Origin of the sequence: Shewanella sp. M16, assembly GCF_018224605.1 — a bacterium.
In the GTDB taxonomy this organism is placed as follows: domain Bacteria; phylum Pseudomonadota; class Gammaproteobacteria; order Enterobacterales; family Shewanellaceae; genus Shewanella; species Shewanella oncorhynchi.
The window spans coordinates 1-18,579 of record NZ_JAGTUL010000032.1; the positions used below are offsets into that span (position 1 = coordinate 1).

An 18,579-nucleotide genomic window follows, 5' to 3' on the forward strand; every position below is an offset into this window, starting at 1 on the left:
AACAGAATTTGCTTGGTGACAATAGCCTTGTGGAACCACCTGATCCCATCCCGAACTCAGAAGTGAAACGCAAACGCGCCGATGGTAGTGTGGGGTCTCCCCATGTGAGAGTAGGTCATCGCCAAGCATCCAAATAAACACAAAAGCCCTAGCCTAAACCGCTAGGGCTTTTGTGCTTATACGCTTCGCGAAAACTTATCTCGATGTCGGTCAATAAATGTTCCTCCAATATTGACACTTCCACCATCCATGGCGGTCGCCCGCCGCTAAGCGGACTCCCCGGCTACGAAGACAAGCTTCTTCGCGTTCAATCATGGCTAAATACTCCGTATTGATAGCGCCATGATTTCACCCCCATGTGAGTGTAGGTCATTGCCAAGCGCCTAATTATCTCATTGAGATGTAACCAAGCCAGCTGAATAAGCTGGCTTTTTTTGCGTCTGCAATTTGTAGAAATTAGTCCATTTTTCTTTCAACTTGCATGTTTCTCCGCTATTTTTACTCACCAACTCACCAACTCACCAACTCACCAACTCACCAACTCACCAACTCACCAACTCACCAACTCACCAACTCACCAACTCACCAACTCACCAACTCACCAACTCACCAACTCACCAACTCACTTGTCGCTCTTAGGCTTCCTCATTTCGTTCTTGCCCTAGTCCTATTGCTTAATCCTGCGCATAACTAAGAGGCTAAGGTTTTCTGAGGTAATACTGTTACGTATCTCTCAAGGTAACTGTTCGATACACAGATCGTATTGTCGGGCACTTCTCGGCGTTGATACCAAGGCGGATACTTAAGTTGTCAAAATGGATGATTTAATTTGTCTAGATTGAACCCATTCCTCTTCTTCAAACAATGTCTCCAGAACGATATTCCTTTTTATCTTCTCTCAGAATCAAATAGCAGTGACTTGGATTGTTAAATTTGCATATTTTTTCACTTGGTTTATTCCTATGCTCGTTGTTTTCAATTTAGGAATCATTTTTTAGCCTAAGACATCACTTCAGCTTAAATCCAACATTATGTTTGTTTCATTATGGAATATTGAATTAATCGCTCGATTTATGAGGATTAATAACTTGTTGCCTGTGGATTTACTTAATGTTGGTAAGACCAATTTACATTGATATGGTTTTTTTGTTATCAATTGGTTATGTTCGTAGCAGGTTGAGTTCAGCTGGTTTTCTTGCTGTGTGATTAGTTAGCTTTAAAATGTGATTTTTTATTCGATTTTTTCTGATTGGTGATTGCTATGTGTCTGTTTACGGAAGAACCATAGTTTGTGAGCAGTTCATTTGATGAATTTTGAACTTGTAATGCGATAGCGATGATTTTGGGGCAATCGCGCTGTTGATAGGGATCTAGAGCGTAAGGGGTAGGGGAGCTATGGAGGATGTAACGCAATCTTTATTGGATGCCGTTGGCATTATGTTTTTGGGGATGGGCTTAGTTTATTTATTTTTAAGTGTACTAATCCTTGGGATTCATTTGGTTGCGCGTTGGTGTGCAGTCGATGCTGCATCTGCACGTTTTGCTAAAAATCATGCTAAAAGTCAGCAGAGGGTAGCGCAATCTGATGCTAAACCTTTAGATCAAAGCTTGGTCGCTGCGATTTCACTAGCGGTAAAGCAGTATCGTTCACAGATTAAGTAATGGGGAGCAGTATGACTTTTGTATCTAATTCTACGACAGCAGTGGCTAAGCCATTATTTTTAACTGATGTCGTATTGCGGGACGCACATCAATCCATTTTAGCGACGCGCTTACGCATTGATGACATGTTACCTATAGCGCCGTTACTCAATAAGATCGGTTTCTGGTCATTGGAATCTTGGGGCGGGGCGACTTTTGATGCCTGTATTCGTTATCTTGGTGAAGATCCCTGGGACAGAATTCGTGAGTTGAAAAAGGCAATGCCGAATACGCCGCAGCAAATGTTGCTGCGTGGCCAAAACTTATTAGGTTATCGCCATTATGCCGATGATTTAGTCACGCGTTTTGTTGAGCGTGCTCATACTAATGGCGTCGATGTATTTCGTATTTTCGATGCAATGAATGATGTTCGTAATCTCGAAACTGCGGTGAAAGCGGTGCGCCAAGTTGGCGGCCATGCGCAGGGGACTATCTCATACACGACTAGCCCAGTGCATACCATAGAGACTTGGGTTGATATGGCAAAACGTCTCGAAGATATGGGATGTGATTCTTTGTGTATCAAAGATATGGCGGGGTTGCTTAAGCCGATGGAAGCGTTTGAGCTTATCAGTCGACTAAAATCTCAAACGCAACTCGTGTTATCTATGCATTGCCATGCGACGACAGGATTAAGTACCGCCACTTACCAGAAAGCCATTGAAGCGGGTATCGATGTGCTCGATACGGCAATTTCGTCGATGAGCCAAACCTATGGACATACTGCTACTGAAACCGTTATCGCTATGGTGGATGATACTGAGCGTGCGACTGGTTACGATATGGTATTGCTTGAGGAGATTGCCGCTTATTTCCGTGAAGTACGCAAGAAATACGCTAAGTTTGAAGGCGCGCTGAAAGGCATTGATTCGCGGATCTTACGTGCACAAGTGCCTGGTGGCATGCTGACCAATATGGAGAGCCAACTTAAGGAACAAGGCGTGGCCGATAAGATGGACTTGGTCTTGGAAGAAATTCCCCGCGTGCGTGCTGACTTAGGTTTTTTGCCCTTAGTGACACCTACATCGCAGATTGTCGGCTCGCAGGCGGTCATTAATGTGTTGATGGGGGAGCGTTATAAGTCACTGACCAAAGAGACTGAAGGTGTGCTTAAGGGCGAATATGGCGCGACGCCTGCGCCTGTGGATGCTGTATTGCAAGCCAGAGTCTTGCAAGGTGCTGAAGCCATTACATGTCGTCCTGCAGACCTATTAACGCCAGAGCTGGCTAAATTACGGCTTGAGTTAGCTGATAAAGCACAGGAACAAGGCATTCGCCTATCTTCAGAGCATGACGATGATGTGCTGACCTATGCACTCTTCCCACAAATAGGATTGCTGTTCTTAAAGAATCGTGACGATCCGAGCGCCTTCGAGCCTAAACCTGAGCTGACTTCTGCACTTGCTACTAATGCTGCGGATCGTGGCCCTGAAACTTACACTGTCACTGTCGAAGGGCAAGAGTACATAGTTGAAGTTGCCGCAGGCGGTGAGATCTCGCAAATCCAGCCACAGGGACAAAGTGTTCATGCTGTGCAAGCTGTGACTGAGAGTACAACGCCAGCAACAAGCCATGGTGAAATCAGGTTTGAAATGAGCGCGCCTTTGTCGGGCAATATCTTCAAAGTGCATGTTTCTCCTGGCGATAGAGTGTGTGAAGGCGATGTCGTGATCATCCTTGAGGCGATGAAGATGGAAACCGAAATTCGTGCTCAGGGCGATGGTATTATCGCTAAGATCTGGGTGAAAGAAGGTGACTCAGTGTCTGTGGGTTCTCAATTACTGGCCTTGGCGTAGGAGTCATTATGGAAGGTTTAATGGCTTTTTGGGCCGAGACAGGTATCGCTCACTTTACTGGCGGGCAAGTGTTGATGATGGCAGTGGGCGCTTTGCTCTTGTATCTCGCCATCGTACGTGGTTTTGAGCCTTTGCTATTGTTGCCCATTGGTTTTGGTGCAGTGCTGGCGAACATTCCCCATGCGGGATTTACCGAAGAAGGTGGCATGCTGTATTACGCCTATCATGTGGGGATTGAGACTGGGGTGTTCCCACTGTTGATCTTTATGGGTGTTGGTGCGCTAACTGACTTTAGCGCCTTGATTGCGAATCCTAAAACCCTGTTATTAGGGGCGGCTGCGCAGTTTGGGATTTTTGCGACACTGATTGGCGCAATAGCGCTGAACTTAGTGCCGGGATTTGAGTTCACCATGAAGGATGCAGCGGCCATTGCGATTATAGGCGGTGCCGATGGACCAACGGCGATTTTCCTTGCCTCAAAACTGGCGCCTGAGTTATTGGGGGCGATTGCGGTCGCGGCCTATTCCTACATGGCACTAGTCCCGATTATTCAACCGCCGATCATGCGGTTACTGACAACTCAAGCCGAGCGCGAAATTAAAATGGAGCAGCTGCGCGAAGTCAGTAAGAAGGAAAAGATCATTTTCCCTTTGATGGTACTGGGATTAACGATTCTCTTCCTACCTGCAGCCACGCCGTTAGTGGGTATGTTTTGTCTTGGTAACTTGATGCGCGAATCGGGCGTGGTGGATAGATTATCGAAAACGGCGCAGAACGAGCTTATCAATATCGTTACGATTTTCTTAGGGTTAGCTGTCGGTTCTAAGTTATCAGCCGACCAATTCCTGCGGCTTGAAACCTTAGGAATTTTGGTATTGGGAGCTTTAGCATTTGGCATTGGTACTGCTGCAGGTGTATTGATGGCAAAACTGATGTGTAAGTTGTCGGGTGGTAAGATTAATCCGTTGATTGGTGCCGCAGGGGTGTCGGCTGTACCTATGGCAGCACGAGTCGTGAACAAAGTTGGATTAGAGGCCAACCAACACAACTTCTTGTTAATGCACGCCATGGGTCCCAATGTGGCGGGAGTGCTAGGTTCTGCTGTGGCTGCGGGGATTTTACTTGCTGTGCTGGGTTGATGACAGAGTGGGTTAACTGATTGGGCTTGACTGAGTGGGTAAATTTAGCGGGTTTATCTTCGAATTTATTCTAGTCGTTAACGCTGTTTTATCACTAAGGCCAACTCAGTATTGAGTTGGCTTTTTGTTAAGTCACTAATTTAGAAAATGAATCCTTGGTATTAAACTAAGCCGTTAACCAGAGTAATGCCATAAGGATTAAAATCAGCCCGCCACCTATACCGATAATGTAGATAAAACCTCGCTGGCCTTGTTTTAGCGTGAGTTTGTTGGCTTTTAAAAATAATGCCCAAAACAAACATAGGATCAGCGGGATAAGGAAGAGTCTCGTCATTGTTTGTTCTGCTAAAGTGTGAGTTAGAGTAGTTTTAGAGTCTAACAGCTTGATCTTATTTGAGTAACCTATTTTGCAGTTTATAGGGACTGTCGAAGTTGATTGTGGCTTCTAAAGCCAATAGATTAAAGACCGTTTGTAGGATAATAAAAGAGACCGCCGAAGCGGTCTCTTACTGTGGTCAATGGTACTGATTATTTAGCTTAATACTTTTTATACAGTATTGTTATTGCTACGAACTCACAGGTGTAACGTCTTGATTGTCGTTCGAATAGAACTGTTCTTCATCGAGTTCATTTTCGGATTTACCAATCACAACAGCAGTCATCATATCGCCCGTTACGTTAGTTGCTGTGCGGATCATATCGATAATACGGTCAATTGCGGCGATAAAGGCAATGCCTTCAAGTGGCAGACCAATCACACCTAAGGTGACAGTTAACATCACCATCGCACTTCCTGGTACGCCAGCGGTACCAACAGAAGCGACGGTCGCAGTCACGGCGATCATCACATAGTCCAGTGTATCGAGCGGAATATTGTAAATCTGCGCGATGAAGATAGCGGCTATCGCAGGGTAAATACCCCCACAGCCGTCCATGTTCATGGTCGCACCTAATGGCATCACAAAGGCACTATAACGTTTTGATACACCCATGGTTTCGACTGCGCGGGTGCTCGCAGGTAAAGTACCGAAACTTGAGGAAGTACTAAAGGCGACTAACTGCGCTGGCATAGCTTTGCGGAAAAATTGCAGTGGGCTTAAACCACCGACAAATTTCACTAAGCCACCGTAAACAAAGATGATGTGGATAAAAGCGGCAATGTAGATAGCCCCGATAAACTTACCTAAAGGCAGTAGAGTCGATAAACCATATTCACCCACAACCCATGCCATTAAACCAAACACACCGATAGGAGTGAGTTTTAAGACCATGCGAGTCAGTTGGAACATGACTTCAGCACCTGCTTCAATGGTGCGTTTTAATGGCTCTGCTTTCTCGCCGACTTTATTGATAGCGATACCTACCAAAGCTGCAAACACGATAATTTGCAGTACCTTGCCTTCAGCGAGTGAAGCAAAAGGATTTACAGGGATCATGTCGAGCAACACTTGTGCGAAACCGGGAATATTACGCTCGCGCACTTCAGTCGTTGTGAGTTGCATGGTGCCACCCATGTCGATCATTGAGCCCACAGCTAAGCCGATCAGAGAGGCGATTGTGCCTGTCAGCATGAACATACCCAAAGTTTTCAAGCTCAGGCGTTTCAGACTGGTTTGCGAGTTGAGCGATGTGATACTCACGACAATGGCACAAAATACCAAAGGCGCGACCAACATCTTAATGGCCCCAATGAACAGATCACCTAATGGTTTTAGCACTGTGGCGCTTTCACCTAAAATAACGCCAACGAGCGCACCTAAGATAAAGCCTGCTAAGACTTTTTGCCAAAACGGAATGCGGCTAATGGTTTGAAGGATCATGCATATTCCAGAAAAATAAATTAAGAGTGAGCCAATAGGCCTGCGATGATAGGATTCGTATTTAACGAGTTGAGCGTGATGTTAACGCGCTCTCAGTCATGCGCATGGTTATTGCCTGCCATAGTTAACCATTGTATCGACAGAGCTAGGGTTATAACAAACCGTTTTTCTTATAACTTATTGTGATAAGTGAGTTTGTTGTAAAAAGATTAAGTGAAACATTCAATTAACCCATGGCAAACCTCATCGCATTGAATACAAAAAGAGAGATTTATCATTGAGTAAGCCATTATGACTGAGTTAGGTATTATGTTCTCCGGCGCTTTTTTAGCGGCCACTTTGTTACCGGGGGGATCTGAAGTCTTACTCATGGCGCTATTAAACAATACCCCAGAGGCTTGGGTTGCGCTAGTCGTGGTGGCCAGTATTGGTAACACCTTGGGCGCGATGACCAGTTTCTACTTAGGCCGCTTAGGTCGCCTCGCAAAATCACCAGAAGCGTTAGCGACAGGTAAACACGCAAAGGGGCTCGCCTTGATTGAACGCTACGGCGTATGGGCGTTGTTACTCTCATGGGCACCAGTTGTCGGCGATATTCTCTGTTTATTGGCGGGTTGGTTGAGGCTACCGCTAATACCTTCTTTGGTGATGATTTTAATCGGTAAAACAATTCGTTACTTAATTGTTGCCGCTGCCGTGCTGCAATGGATGGCATGATGGCGCTAGGATGCATTTAATGGTCAAGGGCGGGGAGTGTTTTTCCGTTTAGACTGAATTTACTGTATAGATAGGAACTTAGTGTTAATTTTGCGAGTCATAAATCCCAATGCTTAATCATTTAAGCGCACTATGACTAAACGCAGCACTATGATTATGAAGCTGTATTTTTGGCCCATTGATGTATGAGGGGAATGTTTTGAAGAAATGGATATTAGCGGTCGCAATTTCTGCCGCACTTGCGGGTTGTGCATCTGAAACGACTACGGTGAACTTGCCCACAGGCGTTAAACTTATCGAAAATGTGCAATTGGCCGATTCGCAAGTAGGGATCCCCTACAAAAAGTACCAATTAGCCAATGGGTTAACGGTTATTTTACATCAAGATGATTCCGATCCCTTAGTGCATGTCGACGTCACTTATCATGTGGGCTCTGCCCGTGAATTAGCTGGGCGTTCGGGATTTGCGCATTTATTTGAACACATGATGTTCCAAGGCTCGCAGCATGTTGCCGATGAACAGCATTTTGAAGTGGTTACCGAAGCCGGTGGTACCCTAAATGGCACGACCAATACCGACAGAACCAATTACTTTGAGACAGTACCCAACAATCAATTAGAAAAAATGTTGTGGCTCGAGTCGGACCGTATGGGCTTTTTGTTGCCGGCACTCACTAGTGAAAAATTCGAAGTGCAGCGCGAAACCGTCAAAAACGAGCGTGCACAACGTATCGATAATCAGCCCTATGGCCGCATGAGTGAGCGTTTTAGCCAAGCTATGTATCCTGTCGGTCATCCTTATTCTTGGCCTGTAATTGGCTGGCCGGACGATCTTAATCGCGCCACGGTTGACGATGTTAAACACTTTTTCCAACGTTGGTATGGCCCTAACAATGCGACCTTGACCATAGGTGGCGATTTCGATGAAATGCAGACCTTAGCCTGGGTGAATAAATATTTTGGTGAAATCCCCCGCGGTCCTGAAGTCTCATTAGAGCAAAAGGCGCTGGTTAACTTAGATAAAACGCGTTACATCTCCATGGAAGATCAAGTGCACTTGCCTTTGATCCGTATTGGTTTTCCAACCGTATACGCTAGACATTCAGATGAGGCCGCGCTCGATCTGTTGGCCAATATTTTAGGTGGTGGGAAAACATCCTTATTATATAAAAACTTGGTTAAGGACGGTTATGCCGTGCAGGCTAATGTGAGTCATCCTTGTCAAGAGCTTGCGTGTCAGATGTCGATTTATGCTTTAGCCAATCCTGAAAAGGGCGGCAAACTGGCGGATCTGGAGCAACGTATCCTCGACTCGATTAAGGAGTTTGAGCAACGTGGCGTTACCGATGACGATTTGCAAAAAGTCAAAGTGCAGTTTGAGGCTGATACTATTTATAGCCTGCAGAGTGTTTCTGGCAAAGTGTCGACCTTAGCTATGAACCAAACGCTGTCGGGCAATCCGAACATGATTGCCTCAGATCTGAATCGTTATGCCAATGTGACCAAAGACGATGTGATGCGCGTGTTTAAGCAATACATTAAAGATAAACCTATGGTGGTTATGAGTGTGGTGCCGCAGGGAATGACATCACTTATTGCCCATGCAGATAACTTCACGCCTGCAACGTTGCCGATTGCACACGCTGCGGTAGATGGGGATTTGCCCAAGCCTGAACTTGTTTCAAGTTTTGATCGGACTAAGATGCCTGCATCTGGCGTTGCACCTATGCTCAAAGTACCTAAAATTTGGACAAAAACCTTAGCCAATGGCATCGAAGTCATGGGCACTCAAAGTACTGAAACACCAACAGTTGAGTTAATTGTTTATCTCAATGGTGGCCACAGACTCATACCCGTCGAAAAAGCAGGCTTAGCAACGCTGACTGCGGAAATGCTTAATGAATCGAGCCAGAAGCGCAGTAGTGAAGCACTATCACAAGCCTTAGAAATGCTAGGTAGTAGTGTCGACTTTAGTGCGTCTGAATATCAAAGTTCGATCAAAGTATCAGCTCTGACAGCACATTTAGATGAGACGCTGGCGATTATGGAAGAAAAGCTGTTTCAGCCAGCATTCAGCGAAGCTGACTTTGCGCGAGTGAAACAACAGCAATTACAACAGATCCAGCATATGCAGTCCGATCCTAGCTATCTGGCTGATACGGCGTTGTCGTCTTTGTTATACGGTAAAGACAATGCGTTAGGTGTGAATGATCTCGGCACGCTCGATTCTGTCGCGGCGCTTACGTTAGCCGATGTAAAAGCGTTTTATGCCCAGCAGTATCAAGGCGGCAACGCTAAAATTGTCACTGTTGCTAATTTATCTGAATCTGCATTGCTGCCTAAATTAGCGGGATTAAACCAGTGGAAAGGAGAAGCAGCTGTGGTACCGCCACTTAAGCCACTCCCTGCATTAAAAGGCGGCACAATTTATGTGATTGATAAACCTGGTGCGGCGCAATCGGTAATCAATATTGCCAAGCGCGCATTACCTTACGATGCCACAGGCGATTATTTTAAATCCTATCTGATGAATTATCCGTTAGGCGGCGCATTCAATAGCCGTATCAACCTAAATTTACGTGAGGATAAAGGTTATACCTATGGTGCTCGCACTCGTTTTACAGGCGGTGCTGAAGTGGGCGATTTTGTCGCATCAAGTAACGTTCGCAGTGACGTGACGGCGAAAGCACTCATTGAGTTTGTAAAAGAAATCAGTGCTTATCAGCAGCAGGGCATGACGGATACTGAACTTGCCTTTATGCGTAATTCAGTCTCTCAAGGGCAAGCCCTTGATTATGAAACACCGTATCAAAAAGCGGGCTTTATGCGGATGATCCAACGTTACCAATTGAGTCAAGATTTTACGACTCAACAGGACAAGATCATTAATACTGTAACAAAAGATGAACTCAATGCCCTCGCGGCTTCCGAGCTAGATATCAATAAAATGGTGATTCTGGTGGTGGGAGATAAAGCGACAATTGAAGCGGATTTAGCTGTATTGGGCTATCCAATTGAAACTTTAGTATTGTAAATTAGTATTTCGCCCTTATATAGGTAGATAGACGGGGGCATTAGTTAACGACTATTTGCCCTATATTTACCGGATTTACATCGAAAGACGGTGACAGCATTAGCTGTCACCGTCTGCTTTTAATCATACAAGGTGTGAATTTGGCTTGCCCCACAGACAGGTTTAGATTTATTTTGAGGCATATTTTGCAAGATAAGCCTCAAAATAAAGGTCTGACTGTTAACCTTGTCGCGATAGCGAATCACCAATTAGAGAAGCGCAAATTGAAGTCATTCAATGAATTAGTACAACATCTCTCGGACGCCAATGGGCGCACCGCACTCTTGGGTATGTTACGTGGCATAGAACGTGAGGCGTTGCGGATTGATGAGTTTGGTTATCTCGCGACAGACTCGCATCCCGAAGCATTAGGCTCGGCGTTAATGCATTCACGTATTACGACGGATTACAGTGAAGCCTTGCTCGAGTTTATTACGCCAGTAAATCACAATGTTGAGCAACTTCTCACTGGGTTAACTGAGACTCATGCCTTCAGCGTGCGCCACTTAAATGGTCAGCGTTTGTGGCCCGTGAGCATGCCTTGCTATGTGAAAGATGAGCAACAGATCCCCGTTGCCCGCTATGGCTCATCGAATACTGGCATGATGAAAACCTTGTATCGTAAGGGGTTAACCTATCGTTATGGTGCCCTGATGCAGATCATCTCTGGGGTGCACTTTAACTTTTCGGTATCGCAAGAATTATGGCAAAGCCTGTATGAGTTAAGTGATAAAGAGTTAACTTACGATGATTTTATTTCAGAATCCTATTTCGGCTTGATCCGTAACTATCGCCGTTTAGTGTGGGTACTACCTTATTTATTTGGTGCCTCGCCAGCGTTATGTAGCTCCTTTATTAAAGATCAAAAAACCGACCTCAAGTTTGAAAAAACGGGCCATGGAACTCTGTATCTGCCCTATGCCACTTCGTTGCGTATGAGTGATTTAGGCTATACCAACAAAGAGCAAGAAGATCTAAATATCAGCTATAACTCTTTGCCTGAGTATCTGGCTGGCGTGAATGCCGCCACTAAAATGCCTTCTGCAAACTTTGCTAATATCGGCGTTAAAGTCGATGGTGAGTATCGTCAACTTAATGCCAATGTATTGCAGATTGAAAACGAGTTCTACTCGCCAATCCGTGCGAAACGGGTCACACGTAGTGGCGAGAAACCGTCTGAAGCTTTGGCCCGTGCGGGGGTGGAATACATTGAAGTGAGAGCGTTGGATGTTAATCCATTTAGCCCAGTTGGCATTGAGTCGACACAAGTACGTTTCCTCGATTTATTCCTACTCTATTGTTTATTAACGCAGTCGCCTAAGTCTGAGGCGAGCGAAGAGGCGAGATTAAGCGCGAATCTTAAAGCTGTGGTGCTTGAAGGCCGTAAACCTGGGCTTGAGTTATTAACTGCAGACGGTTCACGTTCGCTTAAATCTTGGTTAGAAGAGTTGTTTGATGGCTTGCAACCTTTGGCAGTATTGCTCGATGGTGAGGGGACGGATTATCAAGTGGCTTTGGCCCATTGGCGTAAAGCGGCTGAAGATCCGAATTTAACCCTGTCGGGACAAGTGCTGCAAAACGTGATCAACAAGGGCCAAGATCATGGTCAGTGGGTAATGACGTTAGCGCAGCAATACTATCAATACTTTATCGATTATCCCTTGTCGAGCGAGACCATAGCGCAGTATCAAGCTGAAGCATCCAGTTCGCTTAACAAGCAAGCTGAACTAGAGGCGGCGCAGAGTGCAGTTTCATTCGATGATTATCTAGAAGATTACTTTGGAGTGAAGCTGTGAAAGAGGGGTTATTCTCTTTCACTGGCCTACGTGCCTGCGTAGCTTTGATTGGGTTCAGTGCCTTGTTATCTGGCTGCGCCGCGTCACCTGAAGATCCACTGGGCTGTGGTACTGTGTCGGGTTATTTGCAGCCCGATGCCAGTACTCACTGGTATCGAGTGGTGGTGACCCATTTAAACGGGCAGGCAGTCGTTTCTAAGCCTAATTATCAGTTAGCGCCTGGCGAATATGAATTTATCGTTGCGGAGCTGATCGATGATCCAAGTTTGTCAGTCACGCTTGCCGCGCGGACACCCAAAGTATTCAAGCTCAATGTTGAAAGTCATCAGCGTTATCATATCGGTGCGTTATTTCACACCGATAAGCGCTATATGGGTAAAGACACTGCGTATTGGGAACCCGGCGTGTGGCAGCAAGAAGATCATGAGTGTCAGTTTGAGCTGAGTCCCGAAACGAAATAGCCAAAGTGTTAAGTTCAAGTGGTAAGCCAGCAACATACGATTTAAGTCATATTGATTTAGCCCCTAGCGTTGAGATCTTCTAAGCGCAAAAAAGGCTTTTTATGCTTGCCTCAGCCTGAGTCTATGACATCATGGCGCGAGCTAACTCTCCAAAGAACATGATATTAATGAATAAATCCTCCGCTATCTTACTCTGCGCAAGTCTCGGCATCTTGTCAGGTTGCGCGACATCTCCGCCTAAGTCTCCCGAAAATTTGTGTGAGATATTTCAAGAACACCGAGATTGGTACGATGCCGCTAAAGATGTCCGTGATAAATGGGGTGTGCCAGTGCATGTGCCGTTAGCTATGATGTATCAAGAGAGTTCATTCAAGCACAACGCCGCGCCACCGATGGAATACTTTTTAGGTTTTATCCCTATTGGCCGTGCTAGTGATGCCTATGGATATGCGCAGGCTAAGACCATGACGTGGGATGATTATGTGCGTGAGACGGGAAACAGTTGGTCGAGCCGCAGTGATTTCGATGATGCCTTGGATTTTATGGGCTGGTTTATCAGCAAAACCCATAAGATAAATGGCGTATCTAAATGGGATGCGCGGGCGCAGTATCTTAATTATCACGAAGGCTGGGGCGGTTATCGCCGTGGCAGTTATAAATCTAAGGCGTGGTTAGTGAAAGTGGCGAACAAGGTGGATGCGAGGTCGAAACGCTACGCGGCTCAATATAAAACCTGCCAAGAAGATTTAGATTCATCTTGGCTGTGGCGTTTATTTTTTGGTTAGGATTACGTTTTTATATCATTGTCAGCCACTTAAGTGAGAATGGCTGACTGTCGGTGTTCAATTTAGATATTTAATCGAGCTAGCTAATTGAGATTGCTAATCGAGATAGTAAACTCAAATCTTAAACTCAGATATTCAACTCCGACGCTTACTGATTGTTGATATTAGCCTTTTGACATCGGCTGCAGCACCATACTTCAATTGATTTATTGCGCTTTCACTGCGAAGGTTTCTAATGCCTGAATGGCTTTTTTCTTCGCACGTTTTTGCTCATACATAGCATGATCTGCAGTCTTAAAGGATTGATACCAATCGGCTTCGAAGGGGGCAATACCAAAACTAAAACCTAGGCTAAGCTCTGAACCTTGATTCAAGGTTTTGCGCATATCATCTAAGTCTTGTTCAATTTGAGCTAACGGCCCATGGCATAAAGCGACAAACTCATCGCCACCAAAACGGGAAATAATGCCTTTATTTTGCCAATAGGTGAGCATGGCGGTGGCTGTTCGCTTGATGGCAACATCACCCATCTGGTGCCCATAGGCATCATTAATGGACTTGAGATTGTCCATATCGATAATAATTAAAAAACTGCCTAAGTGAGGTTTGTGCTGCCAGTGGTGCAGTTCATCTTCAAAATTCTTTCGATTATAAAGTCCTGTTAATGGATCAAAATTGGCGAGTTTAGTGATCTGCAGTGACTTCTGATAGAGCGCAATGGCATTGCTAGCTTCGTGAGTTAGGATAGAGACAAGATTGCGGTCGTAATCGCTAAAGGCGCCAATGCTACTGCTATCGAGATTGAGCATGGCATACAGTTTGCCATCAATACGAATAGGGCTAGACAGGGTTGAGCGTATCGGCTGCTTTGACACTGAGAGTAACACTTTTTGATCATCTTCCGTTAAGGTGCTAGCCGCATTGATATTCTTCATATCATTGATGACCACTACTTGATCGCATCTCCCTTCAGTGAGTCGATATTCAAAAGTTTGCTCTAAGGTAAAATCCAGTTGTCTGAGTTTTGCTAAATCGAGCCCCACGACAGATTCAAAATACAGTTTATTATTCACCTCGTTGATTTTAATGATGCTGCCCATTTCGGCACCATTTATCACGTACACGGCTTTATTGAGTAAGGCGTCCAGAAAGGCATGCTCATTTTTATAATGGCTCGAGAGATGGGCGAGTTCATAGATGGCATCGTTGATGGTGACGACTTGCTCTAAATGCTGCCATAGTCGAGTTAAACGACCCTGATGCAAATAGTAAATTAGGCTGTAGGCAAAAATATAAATGATGCAAACAAACAGTAAGGGCAGGATAGTCCAATTTTCTGTGGGTGCATTAAAGATAAACAGCAGGATGAATAGACATATCGGCACTATAAGCAGTAGCAGATGATAGCGATAATCTAAGCGATCTATGGTCTTACGTTTGAAATTATCCCTTAATTTCACTCGACTATTCCTTTATCTGTGTCATTGCTAGTAATCATTGAATGCTATACATCACTAACGTATTCACACTGAGTTCAGTTAAGTATATAACGAAAATTGAAATATAAACTGATATGAAACTGTGAACAATTTCATATCAGTAATTTTGGTACTAAATACTGAATTAACGCGAATTTTCTGCGTATTCGGTCAATATCCAAGCTAATGGTACTTGGTATTGGATTGGCATCCAAGTTTGCAGTGCGGCTATGCTCTGGTTGAGCACAGTTTGATTTGGCACTGATAGGTTTAAATGTCCGACTTTACGACCCGGGCGCACTTCTTTGTTGTACCAGTACAACTCAGCATTGGGCAAACTTAACCAGCGAGGGTCATTATCGATACCGATAAGGTTGACCATAACACACTGAAAATTCACTTGTGGCTGTGGGATCTCAATTCCGCAAAGTGCTCTAAGATGCAGCTGGAATTGATCCATATGGGTTCCGGCTTGGGTCCAATGGCCAGAGTTGTGCACTCGCGGTGCCAGCTCATTCACCAATAACTCATCACCAACACGGAAGCATTCCATCGCCATCACGCCGACGTATTCAAGCTCGTGCATAATGGCGCTGAGCATAGCTTCGGCTTGGGCTTGTAAGGGGGTTAAGCGTGCCAGTGGCGAAATCGACGCCATTAAAATGCCGTCCTGATGTAAGTTCAGCGTCAGCGGATAAAACACGCATTCGCCTTCGCGAGTACGCACGCCAACCAATGATACTTCTTCATCAAAATTAATCGCTTGCTCAGCAATCGCAAGGTTACGCCAATCGTTTGGAATATCACCTGCTTCGGCTTCTTTTAGCCAATGTTGACCTTTACCGTCATAACCACCGGTACGGCGTTTCATCAAGACTCTAGGACCATAGTGCTGATACAGGGTATCGACTTGGGTATTATCGTCGACTAAGGTCCAAGGCGCTGTGGGAACGCTGAGCTGGTCGAGTAGACTCTTTTGGCTAAAACGGTCGGCTAAACGGCTAAATACCGGACCATTAACAAAGTGGGGGTGTGAGCTGAGTTGTAAACTCAGGGCGGACTCTGGCCACTGTTCGCGCTCGGCGGTAATAATGTCGTGGGGCGCGAGTGGCAGAATGTCATCCGTAGGCGTCATGATATCGACGGCGTTAACTTCAATCGCTAATGGCTCACCAGCGTGGGTCAACATGGCGCCCAGCTGACCATTACCTAATACCCAAACCTTAGGTTTAGTGTTTGTCTGGGTCATTAGACTTCCCTCGGGTCTGGATTGTCCAGTACCGCACGGGTCTGTTCTTCTCTGAAAGCGTCAACACGAGCCGCTAATTCTGCATCGTTATTCGCAAGGATTTGGCAGGCCAATAATCCCGCATTGAATGCGCCCGCTGTACCTATGGCTAAGGTGCCGACGGCGATGCCTTTTGGCATTTGAACGATAGATAATAAGCTATCCATACCTGACAGGGCTTTACTTTGGACTGGTACACCTAATACGGGTAAGCGAGTTTTAGAGGCAATCATACCGGGTAAGTGCGCTGCACCACCTGCGCCACCAATGATGATTTTAAAACCACGTTCGGCGGCAGAGGCTGCAAACTCCATGAGTTTATCTGGCGTTCTATGGGCGGAAACCACTTCAACATGATAAGGCACTTGCAGTTTATCCATTATCTCAGCGGCGGCTTCCATCGTGGGCCAATCACTTTTAGAACCCATAACAACAGCAACAAGGGCTTGCATGATAACTCCTTAACTCACTAATTTTAATTATATTTTGACCTTGTTTCAGGTCTAGGTACAGTTGATGCTTGTCTCGCCGTCACCGGTAGCTAGCATCATGGCGCTGAATAATACCATGATCCTAGCGATTTCTGCCCGTTTTTGCGTGTGAAAAAACGTCTTTCGCGGCGATGAATAGGTGAGGTGATGGAGCAATAAAAAAGACCAACACTGAGGTTGGCCTTTGGCGTTAGTTTGCAGTCATAAGCCGCTGATATTGGGTTGCAAGGTTTACAGTATTTGCTTATCCGTAGTGATTTCTATTTGCTGAGTGATAACTGGCGCTTCTGTCATTGCCTCACGTAGGGTCGAGTAAAACTTCAACACACCTTCAATTGGCTGGATCTTCGCTCTCGCCAGCGTTCGGATGGGCTGGAACTGCAGATCGGCGATAATGAGCTTAGTCTTATTCGCTTTGCATTTTTCAATCAGCTTCGTCAGTGCGGCTAATCCTCCCGCATCCAGAATAGATACTCCATCGAGATAAAGCACTATCACTTGTTTATCTTCGGTGAGACTCGCGATTTCGGAGAAAATGCGGTCAGCAGCAGCGAAGAATAGCGGCCCGTTAATTTTGAGGACAGCCCAATCGGCAGGTAGCTCTTGATCCACATAACGCTTGTTGGTGCTGATATCGTAAAGCTTTGTCATCTCGGCAATTTCTTTCATAAACAGCAAGGCAGCAAGGATAATTCCCACACTGATGGCGATCACCATGTCGAAAATAACCGTTAATGAAAAACAACTGACAAAAACCATGATATCGCTGGTGGGCGCAGTTTTAATTAAATGTAGTGCCTTGTGGGCTTCACTCATGTTCCAAGCCACAACAAGTAGCAGGGCTGCCATGGCTGACATGGGCAAATAAGCTAATACGCCCGCTAAGGCGACTAAACCAATTAAGACTACTATAGCGTGGATCATGGCCGCTATCGGGCTCTGAGCTCCCGCTTTGACGTTTGCCGCGCTACGGGCAATTGCTGCAGTGGCCGGAATACCACCAAAAAACGGCGTGATGATATTACCTATACCTTGCCCTAGTAATTCACTGTTGGCACTGTGACGTTTACCTGTCATGCCATCGAGCACCACTGCACAAAGTAGCGATTCAATTGCGCCTAACATGGCAATGGCAAAGGCGGCAGGTAATAAGGCTTGAAAGGTCGCGAGATTAAACTGAAACGCTTGGCCATTCGCGCCAGCTTGCAGCCAAGGCCATTCGAAACTGGGTAATACGGCAGGAATTCCCATGCCTGTGGTGCCATCACTCAGTTGATAGTGAAAACGGGTTCCTATGGTTTCTATATCTGCACCCATGGCATTGAGAACCAAGGCGAACATAGTACCGAGTACAATAGCTGGAAGGTGCGCTGGCACGGGTGTTTTGAGTTTTGGCCAAAGTAGCATAGTCGCTAAGGTCGCGGATGCTACCAGTAGGCTAGGTAAATGCACCGAGGGTAGCGCTTGAGCTAATGTCATCAACTTAGCCAGATATTGCTCTGGCATCTGGGCTATCTCGAGTCCGAAAAAATCTTTGAGCTGCAAGGTAGCGATGACGACACCTATCCCCGCGGTAAAGCCTAAGGTGACGGATTCAGGGATATACAAAATTAATCGGCCAAGTCGCAGCATTGCCATGCCGACGAGTATCATTCCGGACATCACAGTCGCGATTAATAATCCTGCTAAACCAAACTGTTGGGCTATCGGATAGAGCAATACTACGAATGCTGCTGTCGGGCCTGACACGCTATAACGTGAGCCGCCAGATATGGCGATAATAAAACCGCCGACAATCGCAGTGTATAAACCGTATTGAGGTGCAACTCCACTGGCAATGGCTAATGCCATTGCTAACGGTATGGCAATAATGCCGACAGTGAGACCTGCAAGAAGATCTTGCCCAAAACGTTTAAACGAATACTTATCCTTCACGCAAGCTTCTGTGAGTGCGTGGGCGATTCTTAGGGAAAACAAATGAGCTGAGTGTGACACGAGTGGGTCCCATAGCGAGGCGAGTAACAAGCTTCTATT

General features: G+C 45.7%; 14 protein-coding genes and 1 rRNA gene. 9 read left to right on the forward strand and 6 right to left on the reverse strand.

The window, feature by feature from the left end; translation table 11 throughout:
• Positions 1-11: 11 nt before the first annotated feature.
• From rrf to KFE26_RS18170, 4 genes are all read left to right on the forward strand, one after another.
• Positions 12-127 (forward strand): 5S ribosomal RNA (rrf, locus tag KFE26_RS18155).
• Between the two features lie 1,268 nt (positions 128-1,395).
• Positions 1,396-1,662 carry an OadG family protein gene (locus tag KFE26_RS18160; protein WP_212601271.1) on the forward strand — a complete coding sequence of 89 codons (267 nt, stop codon included), beginning with the start codon at positions 1,396-1,398 and terminating at the stop codon, positions 1,660-1,662.
• A gap of 11 nt (positions 1,663-1,673) precedes the next feature.
• Positions 1,674-3,497: a sodium-extruding oxaloacetate decarboxylase subunit alpha gene (gene oadA / locus KFE26_RS18165; RefSeq protein WP_212601272.1), complete on the forward strand. Its 1,824-nt coding sequence runs from the start codon at positions 1,674-1,676 to the stop codon at positions 3,495-3,497.
• A gap of 8 nt (positions 3,498-3,505) precedes the next feature.
• A complete protein-coding gene (locus KFE26_RS18170; RefSeq protein ID WP_028760946.1) occupies positions 3,506-4,636 on the forward strand; it encodes a sodium ion-translocating decarboxylase subunit beta in 1,131 nt (376 codons plus the stop codon).
• Positions 4,637-4,802: 166 nt separating this feature from the next.
• On the opposite strand, the gene KFE26_RS18175 is transcribed toward KFE26_RS18170, so the two are convergent.
• Positions 4,803-4,970, reverse strand: a complete 168-nt coding sequence (locus tag KFE26_RS18175; protein ID WP_212601273.1) for a hypothetical protein — start codon at positions 4,968-4,970, stop codon at positions 4,803-4,805.
• A gap of 232 nt (positions 4,971-5,202) precedes the next feature.
• Positions 5,203-6,456, reverse strand: a complete 1,254-nt coding sequence (locus KFE26_RS18180; RefSeq protein WP_212601274.1) for a dicarboxylate/amino acid:cation symporter — start codon at positions 6,454-6,456, stop codon at positions 5,203-5,205.
• A gap of 291 nt (positions 6,457-6,747) precedes the next feature.
• Here KFE26_RS18180 and KFE26_RS18185 point away from each other — a divergent pair, with 291 nt between their 5' ends.
• The 5 genes from KFE26_RS18185 (at position 6,748) to KFE26_RS18205 (ending at position 13,288) form a co-directional block, all read left to right on the forward strand.
• On the forward strand, positions 6,748-7,173 hold the full coding sequence (locus tag KFE26_RS18185) for a YqaA family protein (RefSeq protein WP_212601275.1): 426 nt from the start codon (positions 6,748-6,750) through the stop codon (positions 7,171-7,173).
• 181 nt (positions 7,174-7,354) lie between these two features.
• Entirely contained in the window at positions 7,355-10,207 is a 2,853-nt protein-coding gene (locus KFE26_RS18190; protein ID WP_212601276.1) for a pitrilysin family protein, read from the forward strand.
• A gap of 185 nt (positions 10,208-10,392) precedes the next feature.
• Positions 10,393-12,042 (forward strand): glutamate--cysteine ligase, encoded by a 1,650-nt coding sequence (gene gshA, locus KFE26_RS18195; protein WP_105249956.1) that lies wholly within the window; start codon positions 10,393-10,395, stop codon positions 12,040-12,042.
• Positions 12,039-12,503 (forward strand): hypothetical protein, encoded by a 465-nt coding sequence (locus KFE26_RS18200; RefSeq protein WP_212601277.1) that lies wholly within the window; start codon positions 12,039-12,041, stop codon positions 12,501-12,503. The genes gshA and KFE26_RS18200 overlap by 4 nt, the downstream gene beginning before the upstream one ends.
• Positions 12,504-12,670: 167 nt before the next feature.
• Positions 12,671-13,288 carry a hypothetical protein gene (locus KFE26_RS18205; protein ID WP_081729062.1) on the forward strand — a complete coding sequence of 206 codons (618 nt, stop codon included), beginning with the start codon at positions 12,671-12,673 and terminating at the stop codon, positions 13,286-13,288.
• Positions 13,289-13,494: 206 nt separating this feature from the next.
• Here the strand turns inward: KFE26_RS18205 and KFE26_RS18210 are convergent, their stop codons facing one another.
• The 4 genes from KFE26_RS18210 to dauA form a co-directional block, all read right to left on the reverse strand.
• Positions 13,495-14,748 carry a sensor domain-containing diguanylate cyclase gene (locus tag KFE26_RS18210; protein WP_105249953.1) on the reverse strand — a complete coding sequence of 418 codons (1,254 nt, stop codon included), beginning with the start codon at positions 14,746-14,748 and terminating at the stop codon, positions 13,495-13,497.
• A 163-nt stretch (positions 14,749-14,911) separates the two neighbouring features.
• The gene (purK, locus tag KFE26_RS18215; RefSeq protein ID WP_212601278.1) at positions 14,912-16,015 is read right to left on the reverse strand and encodes a 5-(carboxyamino)imidazole ribonucleotide synthase; all 1,104 of its coding nucleotides are present in this window, start codon (positions 16,013-16,015) and stop codon (positions 14,912-14,914) included.
• Positions 16,015-16,506, reverse strand: a complete 492-nt coding sequence (purE, locus tag KFE26_RS18220; RefSeq protein ID WP_028760937.1) for a 5-(carboxyamino)imidazole ribonucleotide mutase — start codon at positions 16,504-16,506, stop codon at positions 16,015-16,017. Before purE ends, purK begins: the two co-directional genes overlap by 1 nt.
• Positions 16,507-16,776: 270 nt before the next feature.
• Positions 16,777-18,540: a C4-dicarboxylic acid transporter DauA gene (dauA, locus tag KFE26_RS18225; RefSeq protein WP_212601279.1), complete on the reverse strand. Its 1,764-nt coding sequence runs from the start codon at positions 18,538-18,540 to the stop codon at positions 16,777-16,779.
• Positions 18,541-18,579: the final 39 nt, after the last annotated feature.